General features: G+C 61.7%; 18 protein-coding genes and 3 pseudogenes. 8 read left to right on the top strand and 13 right to left on the bottom strand.

Features of this window, described 5'->3' with window-relative positions; all coding sequences use genetic code 11:
* The 6 genes from BOP96_RS27840 to BOP96_RS27815 all read right to left on the bottom strand — a co-directional run.
* Positions 1 to 266 (bottom strand): ATP-binding cassette domain-containing protein (locus tag BOP96_RS27840; protein ID WP_138726255.1); only part of this gene is annotated, 266 nt, incomplete at its 3' end.
* Positions 263 to 1,249 (bottom strand): substrate-binding domain-containing protein, encoded by a 987-nt coding sequence (locus BOP96_RS27835; protein WP_038449809.1) that lies wholly within the window; start codon positions 1,247 to 1,249, stop codon positions 263 to 265. The genes BOP96_RS27840 and BOP96_RS27835, both read right to left, overlap by 4 nt.
* Positions 1,250 to 1,288: 39 nt before the next feature.
* On the bottom strand, positions 1,289 to 2,152 hold the full coding sequence (locus BOP96_RS27830; protein WP_014718072.1) for an SMP-30/gluconolactonase/LRE family protein: 864 nt from the start codon (positions 2,150 to 2,152) through the stop codon (positions 1,289 to 1,291).
* Between the two features lie 16 nt (positions 2,153 to 2,168).
* On the bottom strand, positions 2,169 to 3,749 hold the full coding sequence (locus tag BOP96_RS27825; RefSeq protein WP_020302091.1) for an aldehyde dehydrogenase (NADP(+)): 1,581 nt from the start codon (positions 3,747 to 3,749) through the stop codon (positions 2,169 to 2,171).
* 10 nt (positions 3,750 to 3,759) lie between these two features.
* Complete coding sequence (gene araD1 / locus BOP96_RS27820) at positions 3,760 to 4,752, bottom strand: AraD1 family protein (protein ID WP_014718070.1); 993 nt, start codon at positions 4,750 to 4,752, stop codon at positions 3,760 to 3,762.
* 16 nt (positions 4,753 to 4,768) lie between these two features.
* A complete protein-coding gene (locus BOP96_RS27815; protein ID WP_003190554.1) occupies positions 4,769 to 6,091 on the bottom strand; it encodes an MFS transporter in 1,323 nt (440 codons plus the stop codon).
* A gap of 191 nt (positions 6,092 to 6,282) precedes the next feature.
* Here BOP96_RS27815 and BOP96_RS27810 point away from each other — a divergent pair, with 191 nt between their 5' ends.
* On the top strand, positions 6,283 to 8,019 hold the full coding sequence (locus BOP96_RS27810; RefSeq protein ID WP_073454634.1) for an IlvD/Edd family dehydratase: 1,737 nt from the start codon (positions 6,283 to 6,285) through the stop codon (positions 8,017 to 8,019).
* Between the two features lie 48 nt (positions 8,020 to 8,067).
* The gene (locus tag BOP96_RS27805) at positions 8,068 to 8,790 is read left to right on the top strand and encodes a FadR/GntR family transcriptional regulator (RefSeq protein WP_003190551.1); all 723 of its coding nucleotides are present in this window, start codon (positions 8,068 to 8,070) and stop codon (positions 8,788 to 8,790) included.
* Between the two features lie 490 nt (positions 8,791 to 9,280).
* Here BOP96_RS27805 and BOP96_RS27795 read toward each other — a convergent pair whose 3' ends face one another.
* Both BOP96_RS27795 and BOP96_RS27790 read right to left on the bottom strand, forming a co-directional pair.
* Positions 9,281 to 11,410, bottom strand: coding sequence for a TonB-dependent siderophore receptor (locus tag BOP96_RS27795; RefSeq protein ID WP_073454633.1), 2,130 nt, complete (start codon positions 11,408 to 11,410; stop codon positions 9,281 to 9,283).
* A gap of 189 nt (positions 11,411 to 11,599) precedes the next feature.
* A complete protein-coding gene (locus BOP96_RS27790; protein ID WP_014718067.1) occupies positions 11,600 to 12,691 on the bottom strand; it encodes an NADH:flavin oxidoreductase/NADH oxidase in 1,092 nt (363 codons plus the stop codon).
* Between the two features lie 90 nt (positions 12,692 to 12,781).
* On the opposite strand from BOP96_RS27790, the gene BOP96_RS27785 reads away from it, so the two are divergent.
* Complete coding sequence (locus BOP96_RS27785; RefSeq protein WP_003190545.1) at positions 12,782 to 13,081, top strand: ArsR/SmtB family transcription factor; 300 nt, start codon at positions 12,782 to 12,784, stop codon at positions 13,079 to 13,081.
* A 10-nt stretch (positions 13,082 to 13,091) separates the two neighbouring features.
* On the opposite strand, the gene BOP96_RS27780 is transcribed toward BOP96_RS27785, so the two are convergent.
* Together BOP96_RS27780 and BOP96_RS27775 are read right to left on the bottom strand one after the other, a co-directional pair.
* Complete coding sequence (locus tag BOP96_RS27780) at positions 13,092 to 14,120, bottom strand: GGDEF domain-containing protein (RefSeq protein WP_014718066.1); 1,029 nt, start codon at positions 14,118 to 14,120, stop codon at positions 13,092 to 13,094.
* A gap of 2 nt (positions 14,121 to 14,122) precedes the next feature.
* Positions 14,123 to 14,974, bottom strand: coding sequence for a hypothetical protein (locus BOP96_RS27775; protein ID WP_172832686.1), 852 nt, complete (start codon positions 14,972 to 14,974; stop codon positions 14,123 to 14,125).
* Between the two features lie 329 nt (positions 14,975 to 15,303).
* On the opposite strand from BOP96_RS27775, the gene BOP96_RS27770 reads away from it, so the two are divergent.
* From BOP96_RS27770 to BOP96_RS27755, 5 genes and pseudogenes are all read left to right on the top strand, one after another.
* On the top strand, positions 15,304 to 16,194 hold the full coding sequence (locus BOP96_RS27770; protein ID WP_003190542.1) for a bestrophin family protein: 891 nt from the start codon (positions 15,304 to 15,306) through the stop codon (positions 16,192 to 16,194).
* Positions 16,195 to 16,332: 138 nt separating this feature from the next.
* A pseudogene (locus BOP96_RS31030) lies at positions 16,333 to 17,412 on the top strand (HAMP domain-containing protein); the annotation flags it as partial.
* Between the two features lie 327 nt (positions 17,413 to 17,739).
* Positions 17,740 to 18,276: pseudogene (locus BOP96_RS31025) on the top strand (methyl-accepting chemotaxis protein); the annotation flags it as partial.
* 195 nt (positions 18,277 to 18,471) lie between these two features.
* Positions 18,472 to 20,880: a glucose/quinate/shikimate family membrane-bound PQQ-dependent dehydrogenase gene (locus tag BOP96_RS27760; RefSeq protein WP_073454632.1), complete on the top strand. Its 2,409-nt coding sequence runs from the start codon at positions 18,472 to 18,474 to the stop codon at positions 20,878 to 20,880.
* 57 nt (positions 20,881 to 20,937) lie between these two features.
* Entirely contained in the window at positions 20,938 to 22,200 is a 1,263-nt protein-coding gene (locus tag BOP96_RS27755) for a carbohydrate porin (protein ID WP_073454631.1), read from the top strand.
* Here BOP96_RS27755 and BOP96_RS27750 read toward each other — a convergent pair.
* The 3 genes and pseudogenes from BOP96_RS27750 to BOP96_RS30295 all read right to left on the bottom strand — a co-directional run.
* On the bottom strand, positions 22,197 to 23,372 hold the full coding sequence (locus BOP96_RS27750; protein WP_073454629.1) for a XylR family transcriptional regulator: 1,176 nt from the start codon (positions 23,370 to 23,372) through the stop codon (positions 22,197 to 22,199). The two genes, BOP96_RS27755 and BOP96_RS27750, sit on opposite strands and share 4 nt — an antisense overlap.
* A gap of 127 nt (positions 23,373 to 23,499) precedes the next feature.
* Positions 23,500 to 23,889 (bottom strand): hypothetical protein, encoded by a 390-nt coding sequence (locus BOP96_RS27745; RefSeq protein WP_054895673.1) that lies wholly within the window; start codon positions 23,887 to 23,889, stop codon positions 23,500 to 23,502.
* Positions 23,886 to 24,280, bottom strand: a pseudogene (locus tag BOP96_RS30295) (PAAR domain-containing protein); the annotation flags it as partial. The gene BOP96_RS27745 and the pseudogene BOP96_RS30295, both read right to left, overlap by 4 nt.

Here is a 24,280-nt window from a genome sequence, read left to right as displayed (position 1 = left end):
AGCTCTTGGTGAATCACCGCCACACCGCTGGCGATGCTGTCGGCGGCGCATTTGAAGGCCATGGTCTGCGCGCCGATCTGCACGGTGCCGCTGGATGGAATGTAGGCGCCGCCGAGGATCTTCAGCAGGGTCGACTTGCCTGCGCCGTTCTCGCCCATCAACGCGTGCACCTGCCCGGGGTGGGCGGTGAAGCAAATGCCGTCCAGCGCCTTGACCCCGGGAAAGGTCTTGCCGATGCCGTCAAACCGCAGGGCCGCAGCGGTCATTTCCACAGCCCGATCTTGGTCAGTTCCGCCTGGAAGTTTTCACGGGTGATCAGCGTCACTTCGTCCATGGCCGTGTATTTCGGCGGCTCGGTGCCTTGGGTAACCCACTCGTACATCATCTCAGCGGTTTTGTAGCCTTCAATGTGCGGGCTGGGCAGCATTGAGCCGAAGAAGCCGCTGTTGGCTTTCTTCAATTCGCCGATGGCGTCGGTGCCATTGATGCCGATACCGATCACGTTGGCTGCGGCGAAACCGGCACTTTCGGTGGCACGCACGCCGCCGAGCACGGTGTTGTCGTTCATGCCGCCGATGATCAGGTTCTTCGCCCCACTCGGCAGCTTGACCAGGGCCGAGTTGGTGGCGTCCATGCTGCCAGGTACGTCGAGGGTTTTGAGCGCGGCGGTGAGGATGTGGTCCTTGGGAATCCCGGCTTCCTCCAGGGATTTGATCGAGCCGTCGGTGCGTTTCTTGCCGGTGTCGAGTTCGTTGAAGGTATTGATCACCGCGTAGGTGTCCTTCCAGTCCCAACCACGTTTTTTCGCTTCGGCGGCCATGGCGGCGCCTTGCTTCTGGCCGACTTCAAACGCGGCCATGCCCAGGTACGGCACGTCTTCCATGAAGTTGCCCTTGGCATCGACAAAGCGGTCATCCACGGCCATCACTTTCAAACCGTTGACCTTGGCCTTGGCGACAATCGCAGGGCCCAGGGACACGTCCGGCGGGCAGATCACGAAGCCTTTGGCGCCGTTGGCGGCCAGGCTGTCGATGGCCGAGAGGGTTTTCTCGCCGTCGGGCACCGCGATCTTGATGAGTTTGAAGCCTTTGTCCTGGGCGGCTTTTTCCGCAAACGCCCACTCCGTCTGGAACCAGGGCTCTTCGGCCTGCTTGACCAGAAAGCCGATCTTCACGTCTTCAGCGGATACGATGCTGCTGAGGCTGCTTAACGCAACAGCGGCAGCCAGAACGCGTAGAACCTTTTTCATGAACGACACCTCTTGTTGTTGTTTTTTTAAGTCTTGGGTTTAACCGGCGAAACGATGGCAAGGCTTGCCAGGAACATCGACTTCAATGGCCAATACCGCACCATCAAGGGGGTGATCCAAGGGACTCGCCGCGCTGGTGATGTACAGCGTGGTGAGCTCGGGCCCACCGAACACGCAACTGGTGGGACGGCTGACCGGCAGTTCGATTATGCGATCCACCTCACCTGAAGGCGTCAGACGCAGCAGGCAACTGCCGTCCCAGCGCGCATTCCAGATGTAGCCGTCGGCGTCCATGGCCGAGCCATCCGGCCCGCCGCGTGTGTGCGGCCCGAACCAGGCCTGGGCGGCACCGAGTTGACCGTCAGCCTGGATCGAATGCTGATAGAGCGTGCCGTCCATGCTGTCGCCGAAATGCACCTGGCTGCCCTCCTCGTTCCAGAGCAGGGTGTTGGGAATGCCCAGGCCCGCCAGCAACGGCGTGACCCGCGCATCGGCATCGATGCGAAACAGGCCACCGGAGCGCCGGGTAATCGGCAGGTCTTCGCCCTGCTCGCCGATGTTGTTCTGCATGGTGCCCAACCACAGCCGGCCCTGGGCATCGCAGCGTGCTTCATTGCCGCGGTTGCCCGTTTGCGGGTCGGCTACGCACAGCAGGGTCAAGGCTTCGGTGGCCAGGTCCAGGCGATATACGCCGCTGCTCAAGGTCACCAGCGCATCACCGCGTTGACAGGGGATGAACGCCGAGACGTGCTCAGGCAATTGCCACACCTGCAACTGCCCACCCATCAGACGCAGCGCCTGGCGGGCGGCGATATCCACCCAATACAGGGCCTGGGTCGGTACATCCCAGAACGGCCCTTCGCCCAACCGGGCACGGTGCGGGGTGACTGCGCTCAACGACATGAAGCCTCCTGATCAGTTACAGCGATTCGCGCGATGGCGTGCCATTTACCAGGCGCTGAATACGCAAGGGGTTGGCGTTTTTCAACGCGTCGGGCAGCAGGCTATCAGGGTAGTTCTGGAAGCACACCGGGCGCAGGAAACGGTCGATGGCCAGCGTGCCGACCGAGGTGCCACGGGCGTCGGAAGTCGCCGGGTACGGCCCGCCGTGAACCATGGAATCGCACACCTCCACGCCAGTGGGGTAACCGTTGAGCAGGATGCGCCCGACTTTCTGTTCCAGCAGCGGCGTGAGTTCGGCGAACTGGTGCAGGTCGGTCGGTTCGCCGATGAGCGTGGCGGTCAACTGCCCGTGCAGCCCCTGCAGGGCGGCGCTGAGTTGGGCCTGGTCGGCCACTTCGACGAACACCGTGGTGGGGCCGAACACTTCCTCTTGCAGCACTTCGTCGCCGTCAATCAACAGACGTACATCCGCCTTGAACAGCTGCGGTTGCGCCTGGTTGCCCGATTGCGCGCTGCCCGCCAGATGCTGGATGCCCGGGTGAGAGCGGAGTTTTTCCAGGCCCTTGCCGTAGCTGCCCAGGGTGCCGGCATTCAGCATGGTTTGCGCCGGTTGCTCGCCAATCAATTGCGCGACCTGCTGAGTGAACGCGGTGAACGCAGGCGAAGCGATACCGATCACCAGACCTGGGTTGGTGCAGAACTGGCCGCAGCCTTGCACCACCGAGGCGGTCAGGTCGCGGGCGATGCTCTCGGCGCGGGCGTGCAGCGCCTGGGGCAGCACGATCACCGGGTTGATGCTCGACATTTCGGCAAACACCGGGATCGGTTGCGGGCGCGCCGCGGCCATGTCGCATAGGGCGCGGCCGCCTTTGAGTGAGCCGGTAAAGCCAACCGCCTGGATCGCCGGGTGCTTGACCAGCGCCTCACCGACGCCGCCGCCAAAAATCATGTTGAACACGCCGGCCGGCATCTCGGTGGCCTCGGCGGCACGAATGATCGCATCGGCCACGCGCTCGGCGGTCGCCATGTGGCCGCTGTGGGCCTTGAACACCACCGGGCAACCGGCGGCCAATGCAGCCGCCGTGTCACCGCCGGCGGTGGAGAATGCCAGGGGGAAGTTACTGGCACCAAAGACCGCCACCGGACCGAGGCCGATGCGGTATTGGCGCAGGTCTGGGCGCGGCAACGGCTGGCGCTCTGGCAGGGCCTTGTCGATACGCGCGCCGTAGAAGTCACCGCGGCGCAGCACGGTGGCGAACAAACGCATCTGGCCGCTGGTGCGCCCGCGTTCGCCTTTGATGCGTGCGGCCGGCAATGCGGTTTCGCGGCAGACCAGTTCGACGAAGTCATCGCCCAAGGCGTCCAGCTCATCGGCCACCGCATCCAGAAACTGCGCACGTCGTGCGGCGCTCAAGGCGCGATAGGCCGGGTACGCCTGGGCCGCGGCCTGGGCGGCGGCGTCCACTTCCTGGGCGGTGGCCTGGTAGAAATCCTGGGGCAAGGCTTCGCCGGTGGTGGCGTCGATGCTTTGCAGCTTAGTGCTACCGTTGGCGCTGCGCTGGCCGCCGATGTAGTTGTGGCCGAGGAACGGGGTCATGTTGATCTCCTTAAAGGGGGGTGACTTGGCCGGGTTCAAATGCCGCATCGCTGCTGCCGATACCGTTGATCAACGGCGCGCCGAATTCAGCCTGGCTGATCTCGAACACATCGCCCGGCTGGGTACGTATACCGTCGGCGAATGACAAGGTGGCGGTGCCGAAGAAGTGAATGTGCACATCACCCGGCTTGAGGAACTGGCTGTATTTGAAGTGGTGGTATTCGAGGTTTTCCAGGCTGTGGCACATATTGGCCTCGCCACTGAGGAATTCGTTCTGCCAGATGACCTCGCCGTTGCGCAGGATGCGGCTGGTGCCCGCCAGATGCTCGGGCAGTTCGCCCACGCGCAGCTCCGGGCCGTAACTGCAACTGCGCAGCTTGGAATGGGCCAGGTACAGGTAATTCTTGCGCTCCATCACATGGTCGGAGAACTCGTTGCCCACCGCAAAACCCAGGCGATAGGGCTTACGGTCATGCCCGATCACATAGAGGCCACCGATTTCTGGTTCTTCGCCGGCATCTTCGGCAAACGGCGGCACCGGGAAGGCCTGGCCCGGGCGCACGACGATGCTTCCATCGCCTTTGTAAAACCACTCCGGTTGCACACCGGCCTGGCCGGCGCCTGGTTTGCCGCCCTCCACGCCCCATTTGAAGATGCGCATGGTGTCGGTCATCGCGCTGTCGTCGCCGGCCTGCTGGTGCATCTTGTCGCGGGCCGAGGCACTGCCCAGGTGGGTGAGGCCGGTGCCGCTGATCAGCATGTGGGCCGGGTCGGGGTGGTCCAGCGGGGGCAGGATTTTGTGGTCCGCCAACAAAGCGGTGTAGTCATGGCTGGCGCCCAGGCCGAGGGCTTGCACCTGTTGCTGCAACTTGCCGCCGGCTTCGATGGCGGCCAGCGCCAGTTCACGCACGCTGTGGGCGCCGCGCACTTCGCGTACCTGGTTGCCTTCTACCACGCCGACGCGGCGCTCACCGTTGCTCAACTCGAACTGAACTAAACGCATGCAGGTTCTCCTGGATTTAAGTGCGTGTGGCGCCACGGGCGCTGGCGGCGAATTGGTCGACGGGCAGCACGTGCTTGCGTTCCAACAAGCGGTAGACCACGAGGGTCAGCAGCAACCCGAACACCATCACACCGGATAAGAAATACAAGCCTGAGGCCAGGTTGCCGGTGTACTCCTTGAGCGCACCGATCACGAACGGGCCGATATAGCCGCCGAGGTTGCCCACCGAGTTGATCAAGGCAATACCGGCCGCCGCACTGGCGCCGGCAAAGAAGCGCCCCGGCAGGGTCCAGAACACGGCGGTGCAGGAAAACATTGCAAACGCCGCCAGGCACAGCGCGGCCATTTGCAGCACTGGCACCGTGAGCCAGGCGCTGCAGAACAGGCCGATGGCGCCCAGCACATAGAGCACGGCGAGATGGCCGTAACGGTCGTTCAAACGGTCGGAACTGCGCGGGATGATCAACAGGCCGATGATGCCGAAGATATAGGGCACGGCGGAGATGAAGCCGGTGGTAAGGTCGCTGCCGCCAAACTGCTTGATCAGGGTCGGCAGCCACAGGCCGAGGCCGTAGATGCTCAGGGTCACCGGCAGGTAGAACAGCGCCAGCAACAACACGCGCTTGTCCTTGAGCGCATGCAAGGGGTTGCCATGGCGTGTCTGGCCGTAGGCTTGCAGATCTTTGTGCAGCTCGCCGGTGAGCCAGGCTTTTTCTTCCTCGCTCATCCAGTTGACCTTCTGGGGGCCGTCCGGCAGGTAACGCAGCACCGGCCAGGTCAGCAGGATCGCCGGGGTACCGATCACGATAAACAGCCACTGCCAGCCATGCAGGCCGAGAATGCCGTCCATGCCGAGCAGACCGCCGGACACTGGACCTGTGATCATCATTGCAATCGGTTGGGAGAGGATGAACAGCCCGAGGATCTTGCCGCGATGGCGCACCGGGAACCATTGGGTGATGTAGTACAGCACGCCGGGGAAGAACCCCGCCTCCGCCGCGCCCAGCAGAAAACGCATCACATAGAAGCTGTGCGGCCCTTGCACGAACGCCATGCCGATGGTGATGGCGCCCCAGGTGATCATGATGCGCGCAAACCAGCGCCGCGCGCCGAAGCGGTCGAGCATCAGGTTGCTGGGAATCTCGAACAGGAAATAGCCAATGAAGAACAACCCGGCACCGAGGCCATAGGCGGCGTCGCCGATGCCCACGTCAGCGCCCATGTGCAGCTTGGCGAACCCTACGGCGGAACGGTCCACGTAGGCGATCAGGTACAGCAAGATCAGGAAGGGAATCAGTTTCAGCGTGATGCGCCGAATAAGCCGCAGTTCCTGGCTCATGGGGTCGATCTCCGATTGTTGTTTTTATAGAAGCTCGGGGGACGCCTCTGACGAAATCCGCCAGGGCCATACCTCAGTTAAGACCGACTATATAGTATGACTATTTGCAAAACAACACTTCCAAAGCGGCGATTTTGCGCTTATGTTTAAGCACGCATAGAACATATAGTCATACAATAAGAGAATCGATCATGCCTGACAAAAAGCCCGGCCTACGCTCTGCCCAGTGGTTCGGTACTGCCGACAAGAACGGCTTCATGTACCGCAGCTGGATGAAGAACCAAGGCATTGCCGACCATCAGTTCCATGGCAAGCCGATCATCGGCATCTGCAACACCTGGTCGGAGCTGACGCCGTGCAACGCGCACTTCCGTCAGATAGCCGAACACGTCAAGCGTGGCGTGATCGAGGCCGGAGGCTTCCCGGTGGAGTTCCCGGTGTTTTCCAATGGCGAATCCAACCTGCGCCCTACCGCCATGCTCACGCGCAACCTGGCGAGCATGGATGTGGAAGAAGCGATTCGCGGTAATCCGATTGATGGCGTGGTACTGCTCACCGGCTGCGACAAGACCACCCCAGCGCTGCTGATGGGCGCCGCCAGTTGTGATGTGCCGGCCATCGTGGTCACTGGCGGGCCGATGCTCAACGGCAAGCACAAGGGCCAGGACATCGGCTCGGGGACGGTGGTGTGGCAGCTCAGCGAACAGGTCAAGGCCGGCACCATCACCCTGGATGATTTCCTCGCGGCCGAGGGCGGCATGTCGCGTTCGGCGGGCACCTGCAACACCATGGGCACGGCCTCGACCATGGCCTGCATGGCCGAGGCGCTGGGCACGTCCCTGCCCCACAACGCGGCGATCCCGGCGGTGGATGCACGGCGATATGTGCTGGCGCATATGTCCGGTATGCGTGCGGTCGAGATGGTGCGCGAAGACTTGAAGCTGTCGAAGATCCTCACCAAAGAAGCGTTTGAAAACGCGATTCGCGTAAACGCAGCCATCGGCGGTTCGACCAACGCGGTGATCCACCTGAAAGCCATCGCCGGGCGCATCGGCGTGGAGTTGGACCTGGATGACTGGACCCGCATCGGGCGCGGTATGCCGACCATCGTCGACCTGCAACCCTCGGGGCGCTTCTTGATGGAAGAGTTCTACTACGCCGGCGGCCTGCCCGCGGTGCTGCGTCGCCTGGGTGAGGCCAACCTGATCCCCCACCCGAACGCTTTGACGGTCAATGGCAAGTCCCTGGGCGAGAACACCCAGGATTCGCCGATCTACGGCCAGGACGAAGTGATCCGCACCCTGGACAACCCGATCCGCGCCGACGGCGGCATCTGCGTGCTGCGTGGCAACCTCGCGCCCCTGGGTGCGGTGCTCAAGCCTTCGGCAGCGAGCCCCGAACTGATGCAGCACCGTGGCCGCGCCGTGGTGTTCGAGAACTTCGACATGTACAAGGCACGCATCAACGACCCGGAGCTGGACGTGGATGCCAACTCGATTTTGGTCATGAAAAACTGCGGCCCCAAGGGTTACCCCGGCATGGCCGAAGTCGGCAACATGGGCCTGCCGGCCAAGCTGCTGGCCCAGGGCGTGACGGACATGGTGCGCATTTCCGATGCGCGCATGAGCGGCACCGCCTACGGCACCGTGGTGTTGCACGTGGCCCCGGAAGCCGCTGCCGGCGGGCCGTTGGCAACAGTGAAGGAAGGTGACTGGATCGAACTCGATTGCGCCAATGGCCGCCTGCACCTGGACATTCCAGACGCCGAGCTGGCAGCGCGCATGGCCGACCTGCCCCCAGCACAAAACCTCATCGGCGGCGGCTATCGCCAGCTGTACATCGACCATGTGCTGCAGGCCGACCAAGGCTGTGACTTTGACTTCCTGGTGGGCTGTCGCGGGGCAGAAGTCCCACGGCATTCCCACTAATTGGGATGCTATGATGCGGCGAATCTAAGCCAGAGCCTCCCCGTCGTTATGGATCACCAGCCGCCCAAGCCGCGCAAGAGCCAGCATGCCCAGATCGTTCAGGACCTGGGCATGCACATCGTTTCCGGTCGTTTCAAGCCTGAAGAACGCTTGCCCATGGAAGCTACGCTGTGCGAGGAATACCAGGTCAGCCGCTCGGTATTGCGCGAAGCCACGCGGGTGCTCAGCGCCAAGGGCCTGGTGTATTCCAAGCCACGGGTGGGCGCGGTGGTGCGGCCACGCTTGAAATGGCACCTGCTCGACCCGGACGTGCTGTCCTGGTTGATGCAGTCCACGCCCCACAGCGAGTTCTTCAACACCCTGGCCGGGGTGCGCCGCATCCTCGAACCGGAAATCGCCGCGATGGCCGCGACCACCGCCACCGATGAAGACATCGCCACTATCGAACACGCCTACCAAGGCATGGAAACCGCCAAGACCCACGAGGAGCTGCTACAGGCCGACCTGGACTTCCACCGTGCGATTGCCGACGCCACCCGCAACGACCTGCTCGCCTATATGTGCAACATGCTCTCGCTGCCGTTGCGCGAGTCGATCAACATCACCAACCGCCGTCCGGATATCCAGGGCCTGAGTCTGCCTCGGCACAAAGCGATCCTCACGGCGATCCAGAACCGCGATGCCCTGGGTGCGCGGCATGCGTCGCTGGTGCAACTGGATGACACGCGGGTCGCGCTGGACACGGTGATGAATGTGTTGACGCCGTTGTAACCCCGCGTCATTCCTGACTGTTAACTTTCGCCCAGCTCACGATGCGAAGCGAGCCGCTCGTGCTCTTGCTCTGCTTTTGATCTTGATCTTAGGCGCCCCCCCAAATCACTGGCGGATTACGGGCACACCGAGCCTAGGCGAGGTGCCGAGTGGTGGGGCAAGAGCCCTTTTGGTTACTTTTGGCTGGGCCGGCATTCCGGGCTCTTTTCCAAAAGTGACCCGCTGTAAAAGCGGAACCCTGAGCAGCCGTTACCGCAGGAATGGATATGTACTCGGTCTGACACCCTGTGTCGGCTGGCAGGCCGCCATCGCAGGCAAGCCAGCTCCCACAGTTGGATTGCGGGGCGTCAGGTAGAAATGCGTCGGCTGGCAGGCCGTCTTCGCAGGCAAGCCAGCTCCCACAGTTGGAACGCGGGGCGTCAGGTAGATAGGCGCCGTGGCGGGAGCAAGCTCCCTCGCCCCAGGCCCTGCGTGGTACCGCAGCTGTTCATCACAGGGTGTAGGCGATGCCCACCTGCACAGTTCGCGGTGCACCAGGGTAAGCGTAGATATTGCCGAACGCGCCCTCTTCATATTCACGGTTGAACAGGTTCTTCACATCCAGGTTCAAGCGCACACGCTCATTGACCTTGTAGTAACCGAGCAGGTCGACCACGGTATAGGCGTCCATGGAGAATGCCGTATTGGCGGTCTGGCCGGCGCGCTGGTCGACGTACTTGCCGCCGGCGCCCAGGCCCAGGCCTTTGAGCGCGCCGTCCTGGAACTCGTAGACGTTGAGCAGGCTGAAGCTGTTGCGCGGGATGTTCATCAAGCGAGTGCCGGAGCGCAGAGTGTTATCACGGGTGACTTCGGCATCTACATAGGCGTAACCGCCGATCACGCGCCATTCGGGCGTGAGGTTGCCTGCAACGTTCAGGTCAAATCCACGACTGCGCACTTGGCCGGCCGCGACATTAAAGGCACTGTCCACCGGATCGGGGGTCAGCACGTTTTTCTTCTCGATCTGATAGATCGCCGCATCCACGCTCAACTGCCGGTCCAGCGCCTCCCACTTGAGGCCCATCTCGTAGGACTTGCCTTTCTCCGGCGCAAAACCACCACCTTCGCGGCTGGCGCCAGTGTTGGGTTTGAACGAACGTGCGGCGTCAGCATAGACCGCGACGGTGTCGGTGAGGTCGTAGATCACACCCACGCGCGGGGTGACGGCGTTGTCGGCGGCCTGCCAGCTTTTACCTACATAGTTCTGGTAGTCATGCTCGAAACGCTCGAAGCGGGCACCGGCCAGTACTTTCAGCCGTTCAGTGAGGGCGACCTGGTCCTGTACGAAAGCGGCGTAGGTCTTGAGGTTTTCCTTATCGTGGGTCGGCGTTCGGGTCAGCGCCGGGCGGGTTTGACCGTACACCGGATCAAAGATATCGATTGGGTAGGTGCCCGCCGCGGCGCTGGAACGCTGGATAATCGACTTGTAGTCGTAGTCCTCGTACTCGATACCGGTAAGCAAGGTGTGATCGAACCCGCCGGTGGAGAAGTGCCCGGTCAGGTTGAGCTGATAGTCCTTGTCGGTCCATTCCAGCTTGCGGTAGTTGAAGTTGCGTTGCAGGGTCTGGCCATCGGCGCCCAGGCTACCCGGCCCATTGGCCTCAATGGCGTTGCCCTTCAGGCTGCCGTCCAACCATTGAAAACCGCCGCCCAGGGTCCAGTTGTCGTTAAGCACGTGCTCGAAACGCAACTGCGCCATGTTGTTGTCGTTGTGCAGCTTGCCAGCATCCTTGTCGCCCCAGAACGTATCGCGCGAGGGGGTGCCACGCTGGTTGGGGAAACGCGTCAGGCCGCGGTCCAGCGGGTGGTTGTTGCGCATGAAATCGCCTTCGAAGGTCACCTTGGTGTCATCGGTGGCCTGCCAGGTGATCACCGGCGTCACGCCGTAGCGTTCCGTCTCGACGTGATCGCGGAAGGTGTCGCCGCCCTCGCCCACCACGTTCAGGCGATAGGCCAGGCGGCCTTCCTCGTCCAGCGGGCCGGAGGCATCCAGGGTGCCGCGCTTCATGCCCTGGTCATTGAGCTGGCTGCCCAGGGTGACGGTGCGTTCAGCCAGCGGCTGCTTGGACACCACGTTGAAGGTACCGCCTGGGTCGCCACGGCCGTAGAGCATGGTCGCAGGGCCGAGCAGCACTTCAAGACGCTCGATGGTGTTGGCGTCCGGCATGTTCGGGTAACCGCGGTTGATCGGGAAACCGTTGCGGTAGAACTCGCCGGTGGTGAAGCCGCGCACGGTAAAGGTGGTCAGGCCCTGGCCGCCGAAATTGTTGGCGCGGCCCACGCCGCCCGCGTAATCGAGGGCATCCTGCAGGCGCGTTGCACCGAGGTCTTCGACCACGTCCTTGGGCACTACGCTAATCGACTGTGGAGTTTCATGAATGGCGGTGTCGGTGCGCGTCGCACTGGCTGAACGTGTGGCGTGGTAGCCCTGCACGGGGCCTTGGGCCGACTCAAGGTCCGCGGTGGCGGTGACATTGGTCGCTTGCAGCTCGATACTGGCGTTCTCGGCAGGTGCCTGCTCTGCCCACGCGAAGGGGGAAAACGCCTGGAGCACACAGATGGAAATCAGGGTACGACGCATGGGTGTAGAACCTAGTGAATGAGCCAGATGGGACGGCAAACCTGCCAAGAATTCGCGGCGCATCATATATCAGCGGATTCTCGTTTGACATCGATTCTCATTTGTTATTTTTCACCGCGTAGGTCGCGAAAAGCGACAGGCGAAAAAAAGCCACTCAATCGAGTGGCTCATGCAACGCGCAGGCGTACCTCAGCGATAGCGTTCCAGCCAATGCGCGTAAGGCGCCGGCAAGGTCCAGGAGGACTTGTCCACGCCCAGCTCCTTGGCAGCAAAGTAGGCCCAATGCGGGTCGGCCAGATGCGCACGCCCTACCGAAACCAGGTCCAGGTGCCCGGCCTGCAAAGCGCCTTGGGCCAGTTGCGGCGTGCCGAAGCCCCAGGCCGAGGTCACCGGAATACCGGCTTCACGGCGCACTCGCTCGGCAATCGGGCCCATGAAGGCCGGGCCCCATGGGATGTTGGTGTCAGGAATGGTAAAGCCGACGCTGACGCTCAACAGGTCCAGGCCCCCGTCCTTGAAACGGCGCGCCAGTTCAATGGACTCGGTGAGGGTCTGCTCATCACGACCGTCGTATTCGATCACGCCGAACCGGGCGGTGAGCGGCAGGTTTTCCGGCCAGACTTCACGCACCGCAGCCAGGGTTTCGAGGAGGAAGCGGCTGCGGTTGTCGAAGCTGCCACCGTAGGCATCGGTACGCTGGTTGGAATGCTCGGAGAAAAAGCTCTGGCCCAGGTAACCGTGGGCGAAGTGCAGTTCGATCCATTCAAAACCGGCATCGCGGGCGCGACGGGCCGCGTCGACGAAGTCCTGCTGCACACGGGCGATGTCTTCCAGGGTCATGGCACGCGGTACGTTGGGCAGGTTGGCACCGAACGCAATGGCCGACGGCGCGATGGTTTCCCAACTGCGGGCATCGGAAGCCGGGATGTGGTCATCACCTTCCCAGGGGCGATTGGCACTGGCTTTGCGACCGGCGTGGGCGATCTGGATGCCCGGCACCGAACCTGCGGCCTTGATGGCTTTGACCATGGGCACGAATGCCTGGGCGTGGGCGTCGCTCCAGATCCCAGCGCAGCCTGGGGTGATGCGTCCTTCAGGGGCGACCGCGGTGGCCTCGACCACCAGCAGGCCGGCACCGCCACGGGCCATGCCGGCCAGGTGGACGTGGTGCCAGTCGTTGACCATGCCGTCTTCGGCCATGTATTGGCACATCGGGGGGATAGCAATGCGATTGCGCAAGGTCACATCTTTGAGTTTGAACGGTTCGAACAAAGCCGACATTGAGAACTCCAGGAAGGGGTGGGTGATTCGATAGTTCGATGGTAATCGAACTATGGTATTGAACGCTACCCCCCTGTTATGATCCGCCCCATGCGAGCCTTCAAACACCCTACCCCCCAAGAATTGACGCTTGAGCGTGTGCTGTACGCCTTGAGCGACCCCGTGCGCCTGGACATCGTGCGCTACCTGGCCAACGTGCCAGAGGCCACCTGTGGCGAACTCGACGGGGGGCGGCCCAAATCCAGCATGTCCCATCACTTCCGGGTATTGCGCGATGCCGGCCTGGTGCACACGCGCAATGTGGGCACCACCCATATGAACTCGTTGCGCCGTGACGAGCTGGAAAGCCGCTTCCCTGGGTTGCTGGCGAGCGTTCTGTCACAGCACTAGACGGCACGCGTCAGGACAAGACCGCCTGTAGCAATGCGCCGTCCAGGTGCACACAGTCCTTGCCATTGCGCTTGGCGCCGTACAGGTTCTTGTCCGCCATCTTGAGTACGGCCGACAACTCGTCGCCTGGCGAAAAACGCGCCATCCCCGCACTGCAGGTGTAATGGTGGGGCGCAGGCACGCTGCTGCGGATCGCCTGCAACAAGTCCAGGGCATAATCACAGGCCACCTCCACATCGTCGCCCTGCAATAACACGCCGAACTCTTCCCCGCCGATCCGTCCGAAGCTGTGGCTGCCCTTGGCGTTTTTCAGGCACAGCGCCATGGCGCGCAGAATCTTGTCCCCCACGTCGTGGCCATACAGGTCGTTTTTTTCCTTGAAACTGTCGATATCCAACATGATGAAGTAGCCGCCCCGCTCCCCACCGAGCAACTTCTCGAAGCTCTGCATAAAGGCGCGCCGGTTGAGGATGGACGTCAGGTAGTCGGTCTCGGCCAAGGCGCGAAACTCGCTTTCCACCAGCAATACCGAACGCAGGTTCTTCAAGTAGGAATAACTCAAGATAAACCCGATGGACACCGACGCCGCGCAGAACAGCAGCAAATACACCTCGGTGCCGGCGTATATATCCGCCTGCATGGGCGGCCACAGGATCAGCCAGATCAATAGCGCATCGGCCAGATAATCCTGGACACTGATAAACAAGATTGCACTGCCCACCACCAGGGTCACCGCCAACGGCAAGCCATAGATACGCAACTCTGCGTGCATATGAATCAGATAAGCGAAGCCGACGGACAACAACACCATATAGGTGACTCCCAGCACTCGCCAGAGCAGAAAGTTCGTGGTGGTGGCATGTACCCGGCAAACAATCAGCAGGCCCACCGTGACGGCCAACATATAAAAATCCAACTTCAGGGCCGCAGGAATCAGGAGCATGCCGACCCAGGCAATAATCCCGACCCATTCGGCTTGGGTCACCGCAGGTGACAACAAACTGCGCATTCTGGGCCGCAACTTCAAGTTAGCAGGCATCCTTACGCTCCCATCTCAATAGCATGCAGGCCCATCGCAAATGAAAAGGCCATGAACCGCTTTACCAGGCTGGCAAAGGGTGGCAGAACTTCCAGCCGGGTTTTGGAGTGGGCTTTGAAATAACCCTTTTCGACCCCCTCCTGCACCATACGGATAATGTGGGTCTTGGACACGGAAAGTTGCTTGGCCAAGGCCAGGTAGGAAGACGACCGGAAGGTGGCGCGGTCGTTCTCAGGGGCAAAGGCATCGTTGTAGATCGCCAGCATCAACAGATGGCCGGCATCGCGTTTCACCAGCCAATAACATTCGGGCAGCAAGACATCCACCGTCAACTCGGCCGCGAGAATCATGGCAAAACCTTTGAAATAGAGCGCCAGGAACTCACGGTCATCCAAGTCACGCATCTGCCGGAACACTTCCCGTTCGGGGTAGAGCAGCGCCAACGACTCCGTGAGGGCGGTGAGCATCAACCGCGCTTCGCGGCAGGCTTCATCCGAGGGTGCATACACCCTGAAGCGACTGTCTTCGGGGTGCGGCGCAACCTCCATGAAACCCAGGGCCCGGAATAGCAAAAAAATCGATTCCAGGCTGTTTTTCGAACAATATTTGCGCGTTACGCACAAGGCTTTAACTTCTGCCAACAACGGAAGCGGTGTGGAAAAGTATTGGCTCAATAATGCAAACGACACCATCAAGCGGCTGTATTTAAGGGCACTCTTGTAGAAAAACGGTCGTTTTGAATAGGGCACGAGCAGCACGTGGTAATGCGCTCTCATGCACGATTCAAAATCCTTATGACGTTCGAGCGCTTGCGCGGTATTACACATAGCCAACTTCAACGAACTGACACGCATGAAAGAGCCCTGATCATCCAACTTGATGCCACTGATCTCAGCTACGAAATCCCTGCAGCCCGGCCCCAAAACAAATCACTTCAAAATTCCTGCCATTAATGGCTTTTTGCCTCGAACGCAATGTACAGCGATTGCCGGACAAGACGTCATCAGTACCAAAGTTGTTCCACCGTCAAATGCCCCGTAGCACACACTTACGCGCAACCTTTGGTTACATTCTCTCCGCCTGGCGGTTAGAGGACTAATCGATTCAGCACACTGCGAACCTTCCTTCCTCGACGGCGTCGTAACAGGGGATTGTTGCCAACCGCCCGCCGCGAGGTTCTCGTTTGAAAGCTGCCCTTCTGAAGAAATACCGCCTGATCATCAAGACCATGGGCTATGTGGGCTGGGCGTTGTTCTGGCTGTTGTTGTGGGATGTGGCGGTGACGGTGGATTTCATGCTGTTTCTCACCGCCAAGATCAATTTGCCGCTGATGCCCCTGACCTTGCTCGGCTCGGCACTGGTGGTGCTGATCAGTTTTCGCAACAGCAGCGCCTATAACCGCTGGTGGGAAGCACGCACGCTGTGGGGTGCGATGGTCAACAACTCGCGCAGTTTTGCCCGGCAAGTGTTGACCCTGCTCGATGACGCCCCCGGTGAGGTGAACCCGGTGAAGTCGACGCTGTTGCGCCGTCACGTGGCTTACGTCAACTGCCTGGCTGCGCACCTCAAGGGCCAGCCGTGCCCGGAGGAAGTGCGAGCCTTTATCCCCGCCGAAGAATTTGCGCGCAACGGCGCCACCAATAACTTCGCCAATGACATCCTCACCGGCTCAGCCTCGTTGCTGGCGCGCGAATACCAGGCCGGGCGCCTGGACAGCATCCGCCTGGCGCGGTTGGAGTCGACCCTGGTGGACCTCTCCAACGCCCAGGGCGGCATGGAGCGGATTGCCAACACACCACTGCCCTACCCTTACGTGTACTTCCCGCGGCTATTCATTTCGCTGTTCTGCCTGATCGTACCGGTGGGCCTGGTGGAATCCCTCGGTTGGTTCACGCCGCTGGCTTCCACAGTCGTGGGCTTCATGCTGCTGGCCATCGAACGCATCGGCACCGACCTGCAAAGCCCGTTCAATTCCAGCGAACACCAGATCCAGATGGAAAGCATCTGCGAAACCATCGAGAAGAACCTGCAGTCGATGCGCCGCGATGCCCTGGTCGGTGACCCGATCGCCTGATTCCCCCTGCTCAAGTGCCAACTTCCTCGGCCGATATACCGAGGGTACGCATGGCCTCGCCTCTCACAAAAACGCCTGCGACACGCAGCACTAATTTTTCTCCCCTTGCCAAAACTATAAATACCCGCGGGTGAAGTCATGAATATCAAGCAGAAGCTGACATGGGCGTTTGCGGCCATCGCGTGCGTGCCGGTCATCCTGGTCGCCATTATCGTGGTGCTGAATCTGCGCGAGGGTGCGCTGGCCAACTTCCTCGACAGCAGCGGCCGCGAGATCCGCCAGATCGACAATGGCATGCAGCAGTTTTTCGACGGCATCAGCCAGAACGTCGACTTCGTCGCCAAGGACCCGCGCGTGATCGCGGCCAAGAACCTCAAAAGCTATGCCGGCGCCGATGCCGCGCAAATCCCGCTTACGCCGACCAACACAGAGCTGCTGGCGATTTTCGATCAGTTCGCCAAAAGCCACCCCAGCACCGCCTACCTGTCCCTGGGACTGAGCGATGGCGGCTACGCCAGTTGGCCAGACGACGCCAAACTGACGCAATACGACCCGCGCACCCGCCCCTGGTACCAGGCCGCCATCGCAGCGCCAGGCAAGACCGTGCGCACAGGCGCCTACTACTGGGCCCCGGACGATGTGGTGCTGATCGGCACCGTGCGCACCGTCGCGGATGCCACGGGTAACGTCCTTGGGGTGGTTGGCCTGGACGTGTCGCTCAAGCAACTCACCGAGCTGGTGCGCACCATCAAGCTGGGCGACAGCGGCTACCTGATGCTGGTGGAAGCCGACGGCAACGTGCTGGTGGACCCCAGCGATGCCACGCACAATTTCAAGCCCCTGGCGGGCCTGGGCGCGAACTACGCCGAACTGGCCAAGCACGGCGATGGCGTGACCGAAGTGAGCATCGATGGCGTGGCCTACATGGCTAACGTGGTCAGTTCCAAAGACTTGGGCTGGCGCTTTATCGGCCTGATCAAGCGTGACGAAGTGATGGCGGGCGCCACCCGCCTGACGTGGTTGATCGCTGCGATCGCCGCCGTACTGGCCGTGGTGTTCGCAATCGTCGGTGCCAGTTTCGCCCGTGTGATCGTGCGTCCGATTCGCGGTGTGGCCGACGGCCTGCAGGAAATCGCCGAAGGTGAAGGCGACCTCACGCGCCAGCTCAAAGTGCAAGGCAAGGACGAAACCGCTAGCCTGGCCGGCTGGTTCAACCAGTTCCTGAGCATGATCGCGCAACTGGTGCAGCGCATCGGCAACGCCTCCTCAGACCTGCAAACCGCCGCCGCCGACACCAGCGCCGTGGCCAACAATATGAACCAGGCCGCCGGCCGCCAGCGCGAAGCCGTGGAACTGGTGAGCACTGCGTTCAACGAGATGGTCGCCACCGCCAACGAAGTCGCGCGCTCATGCAGCGCCGCCGCCACGAGTGCCGATGAGGGCTATCGCGACGTGCACACCGGCCAGCAGCACATCGGCGAAGCCACCGGCAGCGTGCTCAAGCTCAGCGAAGACCTGCAAAAATCCACACAGACCATGCAGTTGCTCGAGCAAGACAGCCAGAACATCAACACCATCCTCGACACCATTCGTTCGATTGCCGAACAGACCAACCTGCTGGCGCTCAACGCCGCGATCGAAGCTGCCCGCGCTGGCGACCAGGGCCGCGGCTTTGCGGTGGTCGCCGATGAAGTGCGTGCACTGGCGCGTCGCACCGCCGACTCCACCGGCGAAATCGACAGCCTGCTGGGCAACCTCGCCCGCCGCACCCAGGAAGTCACCCAGCAGATGCAAGGCAGCTTGCTGGTGTCCAACACCAGCGTGGAGCGCATCCAGCAGGCCCGCGACAGCTTCGACAAGATCCGTGGTTCGGTGGACTCGATTCGCGACCAGAACACCCAGATCGCCACCGCCGCCGAAGAGCAGCACCAGGTGGCCGAAGAGATCAACCGGCATATCGCGCAGATCCACGCCGACGCGCAGTTGGTGGAAGGCTTTGCGCATTCGGCGCAGACCGGTTCAGGGCGGCTGACGGATATTTCCGGCCAGCTCAATGGGCTGGTGGGGCGCTTCAAGTTCTGATGCCGTGGCGAGGGAGCTTGCTCCCTCGCCACAGAGGTTTGTCGATTGTCTGGGCTACCTACTGACCCCTTCAGAAGAGGGCCGCGCCATCATCGCAGTACCTGCAACAGTCTATTGCAGGACTCAAATGTACTAACTGGTTACTTATCTTGCTAAAATCGCGTCTTTGCCCTCTCTCACTCGAGTCCATTCGACATGAAACGAGCATCGCGCGCCGCTGGCGTCTCTAGATTCTTACTCCTGGGCCTGGGCGTCGTCATCGCCCTGCTCGGCCTTGCGCTGGCCGTCGGCGGCGCCAAACTGGTCAGCCTGGGAGGCTCCTGGTACTTCCTGCTCGGCGGCGTGGCCATGGCCATTTCCGGGCTGTTGATTGCCCGCTGCAAGCCTGCCGGCGCCTGGTTGTTCGCCGCGTTTCTAGTGGCTACTGCCGTGTGGGCGGTGGCCGACGTGGGCCTGGAATACTGGCCGCTGTTCTCGCGACTGTTCATGTTTGCGGTGATTGGCGTGGTTGTGGCGCTGGTGTATCCATTGCTGGCCGGCAAACCGGCGCGGGGTGCCTATGGCGTCGCCGCCGTGTTGGCGCTGGGCGTGGCGGTGGCGGCGGGCAATATGTTTGTCGCGCACCCAAGCGTTGCGCCCACCGGTGCAGGCCCGGGCATGACCCCGGTGGCGGCGGCCGATGCGCAGAAAGATTGGGCCCACTACGGTAATACCGAAGGTGGCAGCCGTTTCGCCGCGCTGGACCAGATCAACCGCGACAACATCGACAAGCTCAAAGTCGCCTGGACCTACCACACCGGCGACGTGGCCATCAGCGACGGCAACGGTGCCGAAGACCAGCTGACGCCCCTGCAGGTCGGCAACAAAGTGTTTATCTGCACCCCGCACAACAACCTGATCGCGTTGGATGCCGACACCGGCAAAGAACTGTGGAAAAACGAAGTCAACGCCAAGTCGGCAGTGTGGCAGCGTTGCCGGGGCATGGCGTATTTCGACGCCAGCGCGCCGATTGCCCAGCCGACCCAGCCCAGCAGCTCGCCGATCCTGACCGCCAGCGTGCCTGTCGGTGCGCAGTGCCAGCGTCGCCTGCTGACCAACACCATTGATGCACGCCTGATCGCCGTAGACGCCGACACCGGCAAGTTCTGCGAAGACTTTGGCACCCATGGTCAGGTGGACCTCAAGGCCGGCCTGGGCAATGTGCCGGACAGCTACTATCAACTGTCCTCGGCGCCGCTGATGGCCGGCACCACCGTGGTGGTCGGCGGTCGCGTGGCAGACAACGTGCAGACCGATATGCCCGGTGGCGTGATCCGTGGCTTTGACGTGATCACGGGTCAAATGCGCTGGGCGTTCGACCCAGGCAACCCTGAAGACAAGCAGGCTCCGACGGGCGACGCCACCTACGTGCGCAGCACCCCGAACAGCTGGGCGCCGATGTCTTACGACCCGCTGATGAACACGGTCTTCCTGCCGATGGGCAGCTCGTCCACCGATATCTACGGTGTGGAGCGCACCCAGCTCAACCACAAATACGGTGCTTCGGTGCTGGCACTCGACGCCTCCACCGGTGCCGAGAAGTGGGTGTACCAGACGGTCCACAACGACCTCTGGGACTTCGACCTGCCGATGCAGCCCAGCCTGATCGACTTCACCCCGCCAGGCAGCGACAAGGCTGTACCCGCCGTAGTCATCGGCACCAAGGCCGGGCAGATCTATGTGCTCGACCGCGCCACGGGCAAGCCGCTGACGGACGTGCAGGAAGTTCCGGTCAAAGCCGCGAACATTCCCAACGAGCCGTATTCCCTGACCCAGCCGAAATCCGTGGGCATGCCGCAGATCGGCGCGCAAACCCTGACCGAGTCGGACATGTGGGGCGCGACGCCGTATGACCAGTTGCTGTGCCGCATCGACTTCAAGGGCATGCGCTACGACGGCCTGTACACCGCACCAGGCACCGATAAATCCCTGAGTTTCCCGGGTTCCCTGGGCGGCATGAACTGGGGCAGCATTTCCACCGACCCGGTGCACGGTTTTATCTTCGTCAACGACATGCGCCTGGGCCTGTGGATCCAGATGATACCGTCGCAGAACAAGGCCCAGGCCTCTTCCGGTGGTGAAGCGCTGAACACCGGCATGGGCGCCGTGCCGCTCAAGGGTACGCCGTATGCGGTGAACAAAAACCGCTTCCTGTCGGTGGCCGGCATTCCGTGCCAGGCGCCGCCGTTCGGTACCTTGACCGCCATCGACATGAAGACGCAAAAGGTCGCCTGGCAAGTACCGGTGGGCACCGTTGAAGACACCGGCCCCCTGGGTATCCGCATGCACCTGCCGATCAAGGTGGGCCTGCCGACCCTGGGCGGTACGCTGTCCACCCAAGGCGGCCTGATCTTTATTGCCGGCACCCAGGACTTCTACCTGCGCGCCTTCAACAGCGGCAATGGCGATGAAATCTGGAAAGCCCGCCTGCCCGTCGGCAGCCAGGGTGGGCCGATGACCTACGTGTCGCCGAAAACCGGCAAGCAATACATCGTCGTCACCGCCGGCGGCGCACGCCAGTCCACCGACCGTGGCGACTACGTGATCGCCTACGCCTTGCCGTAACCGCCCTCTGTTCGCGCGGTGCTCCGGCACCGCGCTTTGTGTTTGGAAAGATCCCCCATGACCCCTACTCCTCATACCGTCTGGCGCCTGGCGCTGGGCCTGGCCTTTGCGGCCGCCCTGCCCGTTCAAGCCGACGACACCACCCTGACCGGCGACTGGGGCGGCCTGCGCCGCGAACTCGACGCGCAAGGTGTGCGCTTTACCGGTGACTACAGCGGCGAGACCGCCTACAACGCCCACGGCGGCCAGCACCGTTCGGCGCGCTACTCGCAAAACGTCAAGCTCGGCGTGCAGTTCGACCTGGGCAAGCTCTACGCCTTCAACAACGGCGACCGCATCCAGCTGACCATCAACGACCGACGCGGCAACAGCGCCTCCGAAGACCTGGTGGGCAACCGCCTGCCGATCCAGGAAAACTACGGCGGCCTCTACACGCGCCTCACCGAGCTGAGCTACGAGCGCACGCTGTTCACCCCGGCGCTGAACCTCAAGCTGGGCTATATGGCCATGGGCAATGACCTCGGCGGTCTGGACAGCGGCATCCTGTGCAACTTCATGAACGCCGGGTTCTGCGGGCATCCGCTGAACATGTCCGGCGGCAGCGGCTGGGCCAACTACCCGAATGCGCACCTGGGTGCCCGGGTGAAGTACGACTTTTCGCCCAACTGGCAACTGCGCGTGGCGGCCTTCAATGTCGACCCGTCCAGCAACGGCAACTCCAGCCGTGCCTGGCACCTGGGACCCAAGCACACCACCGGCACCGTGGTGCCCATCGAGCTTATCTACAAGCATGCGGGCGCACTGCCCGGGGAATACAAGCTCGGGTATTACTACGACAGTTCCGATGTAAAACGCATTGGCAGCAACAAGGACGTCAGCGGGCGCGGCGGTCACTACCTCTTGATCGACCAGGCTGTGTGGGCCTCCCAGTCATCCCAAGGCCGTAGCCTGCACGCCTTCGGGCAGTACTCTGCCGCCAGCCAAGCGGCCTCGCCGTTCACCAAGTGGTATGGCGCGGGCGTGGTGCTGTACAAGCCGTTCGAGGGTCGCCCGCGCGATACCGTCGCCCTGGGCTATGGCCGCGCGGTGCCGAACCCGCGCAGCCGTGATGTACAGGAGCTGGCAGCGTTCAACACCGGCACGGCCTATCCCGACCTGGACACGGCCGAACAGCTGATTGAGCTCAGTTATGGCTACCAGGCCACGCCTTGGCTGACCTTGCGCCCGGATGTGCAATACATCATCGAGCCGGGGGCTTTTTCCGGGGAGAGCATCGACAATGCGCTGGTGCTGGGTTTGCAGGTCAAAGCGGTGTTCTAGTTCGTGCCCTGCTGATACTGACGCGGCGTACAGCCAAATTCGCGGCGAAACACCGTATGCAGGTACTGCGCAGAGGTGAAGCCACAGCGTGCAGCAATGTCGGCAATCGCAAGGCTGTGGTTTTCCAGGCCTTTGGCGGCAGCGGCAAGTTTGAAGCACAGAATCTCATCATGCACGCTGCAGCCGCGGGCCTTGCGAAAATGCGCTTCCAGGGACGAGCGGGAAACACCGACATAGGCCGCGACCTGATCGGTCTTGATGCCCTGGCAGGCGTACTGGCGGATAAACAACAAGGCCTGCATCACGTAAGGATTGCCTAGGGGCTGATGCAGGCTGGAGGCCTGCACGTTGATGGCGTCCGGCGGCACCAGCACCTGCGTGCCCGTGCAGGGTTTGCCGTGCAGCATCTGATGCAACAGCGCCGCAGCGGTGCGGCCCATGGTCTCGGTGCCCTGGATCACCGAACTGAGCGGCACCCGCGTGAGGGTACGGGTCAGCGGGTCGTTGTCGATGCCGATCAACGCCACCTCCTCCGGCACGGCAATGCCCGCCGTCAGGCAGGCTTGCAGCAATTGCCGAGCGCGGGCATCGGTCACCGCGATGATGCCGATAGGCTTGGGCAAGCTGTGCAGCCAGGCAATCTGCTGCTCCACCGCGCTGTCCCACAACGGCGCACTGGTGCCCAGGCCGCGATACACCTCAACCTGCAAGCCATCGCGCTGCATCAAGCGGCGAAAAGCTTTCTCACGCTCCTGGGCCCACCGATTGGCCTGGGCTTCGGGCAGGCTGAAACAGGCAAACCGCGTCAACCCCGCCTCCACCAGATGCTCGTAGGCCAGCTTCATCAGGGCATGGTTATCGGTGGCCACATAAGGAATGCCCTTGGGGTACTTGCTGACATCCTCATAAGAGCCACCCACCGCCACCACTGGAAGCCGACTGCCGGCCAGCGCCTCGCCAATCAGCGGGTCATCGAAGTCGGCAATGATGCCGTCCCCCTGCCAACGCTCGATACCGCGCAGGCGACAGAGGAAGTCCTCTTCCAGGAACAGGTCCCAGGATGCGCGGGTGCTGCTCAGGTAATTGCCAATGCCGGCGATGATGCCGCGGTCGTAGATCTTGCTGCCGTTGAACAGCAAGGCGATGCGGTGAACGGGCGGTAGGGTTTTCATTGTTTTTGTCCTGGGGCCGGTCGGTGCAGATTAGGCCTGTGTACTACGCACGCCTAGCTACATTCAAATCGAAGTCACGTCCTGGAAGCAGTCTGAGCATATCGGGCCTCAGGGAGGCCCGTTCTATCTACCTAAATTTTAAAACTATGAATACAGTTCCTAGCCAAACGCCAGTGCCAACTACCATTGCTAAATGTAGGTTCAGCAGGCGTTTTAGGTACGGAGGAAAGTTTTCATAATCGATAGGGCTCAAGTCACCAATGCGGATATATGTCCTTGGCATCGCTATCATCCCGGTGATTTTCGCCATCTCCAACAACGACCAAATATAGCCGCGCCTCCCCAGGCTCGGCCCCCAAAGATAAATATAGCGACTGTTTTTCAATGCCTCTTTTATCGCATCCAAATGTCGATGACTCAGGAACAAGCTGTACGCAATACTCACGAGTTCGAGCAGAAAAGGCCCGCCGGTAAAAATGATCGCAGCCCAGGGTGACCAAGAGTCAATACGGGTCATGGTTGAAAAGCCTCATAAATTTTTTCCCCGATATAATCGCCACCCATCTCACCGAAAGTCGTACCTGGCCAGGCGCCGGCCCCGACTAAGGCCGCGACACAGACGACCCCTCCAAGCCCGCCGGTTGCCACTCCAATCCCCAAACAGATTGAACCACCCGCAATTTGACCCGTCACTCCACCCCAAATACCCCCCAATGTGGCTCCAGCGAATTTCCCCCCTTCAGTGAACTTAACCCTCTCACATGCAGCTCCAGAATCCACGTTACATACCTGCTCAATAGCCAGCAACGAAGACACACCGCCAAGGCCAACTCCGATGTAACCACCTGCCTTCATATACTTCGTAGCACGACTGACCGCCTCCACATGAGCGGCATACCCCGGAATCT

The organism is Pseudomonas sp. FSL W5-0203, from assembly GCF_001896155.1.
Lineage (GTDB): Bacteria > Pseudomonadota > Gammaproteobacteria > Pseudomonadales > Pseudomonadaceae > Aquipseudomonas > Aquipseudomonas paracarnis.
This window is presented reverse-complemented; position numbering and strand designations above follow the sequence as displayed.

Coding starts and splice junctions, on each gene's coding strand:
- BOP96_RS27815 (WP_003190554.1), bottom strand. CDS start 6,091: ATGAGCCAGGAACTGCGGCTTATTCGGCGCATCACGCTGAAACTGATT.
- BOP96_RS27795 (WP_073454633.1), bottom strand. CDS start 11,410: ATGCGTCGTACCCTGATTTCCATCTGTGTGCTCCAGGCGTTTTCCCCC.
- BOP96_RS27830 (WP_014718072.1), bottom strand. CDS start 2,152: ATGTCGTTGAGCGCAGTCACCCCGCACCGTGCCCGGTTGGGCGAAGGG.
- BOP96_RS27775 (WP_172832686.1), bottom strand. CDS start 14,974: ATGCGTGTCAGTTCGTTGAAGTTGGCTATGTGTAATACCGCGCAAGCG.
- araD1 (WP_014718070.1), bottom strand. CDS start 4,752: ATGCGTTTAGTTCAGTTCGAGTTGAGCAACGGTGAGCGCCGCGTCGGC.
- BOP96_RS27805 (WP_003190551.1), top strand. CDS start 8,068: ATGGATCACCAGCCGCCCAAGCCGCGCAAGAGCCAGCATGCCCAGATC.
- BOP96_RS27810 (WP_073454634.1), top strand. CDS start 6,283: ATGCCTGACAAAAAGCCCGGCCTACGCTCTGCCCAGTGGTTCGGTACT.
- BOP96_RS27755 (WP_073454631.1), top strand. CDS start 20,938: ATGACCCCTACTCCTCATACCGTCTGGCGCCTGGCGCTGGGCCTGGCC.
- BOP96_RS27825 (WP_020302091.1), bottom strand. CDS start 3,749: ATGACCCCGTTCCTCGGCCACAACTACATCGGCGGCCAGCGCAGCGCC.
- BOP96_RS27785 (WP_003190545.1), top strand. CDS start 12,782: ATGCGAGCCTTCAAACACCCTACCCCCCAAGAATTGACGCTTGAGCGT.
- BOP96_RS27760 (WP_073454632.1), top strand. CDS start 18,472: ATGAAACGAGCATCGCGCGCCGCTGGCGTCTCTAGATTCTTACTCCTG.
- BOP96_RS27790 (WP_014718067.1), bottom strand. CDS start 12,691: ATGTCGGCTTTGTTCGAACCGTTCAAACTCAAAGATGTGACCTTGCGC.
- BOP96_RS27745 (WP_054895673.1), bottom strand. CDS start 23,889: ATGACCCGTATTGACTCTTGGTCACCCTGGGCTGCGATCATTTTTACC.
- BOP96_RS27780 (WP_014718066.1), bottom strand. CDS start 14,120: ATGCCTGCTAACTTGAAGTTGCGGCCCAGAATGCGCAGTTTGTTGTCA.
- BOP96_RS27750 (WP_073454629.1), bottom strand. CDS start 23,372: ATGAAAACCCTACCGCCCGTTCACCGCATCGCCTTGCTGTTCAACGGC.
- BOP96_RS27835 (WP_038449809.1), bottom strand. CDS start 1,249: ATGAAAAAGGTTCTACGCGTTCTGGCTGCCGCTGTTGCGTTAAGCAGC.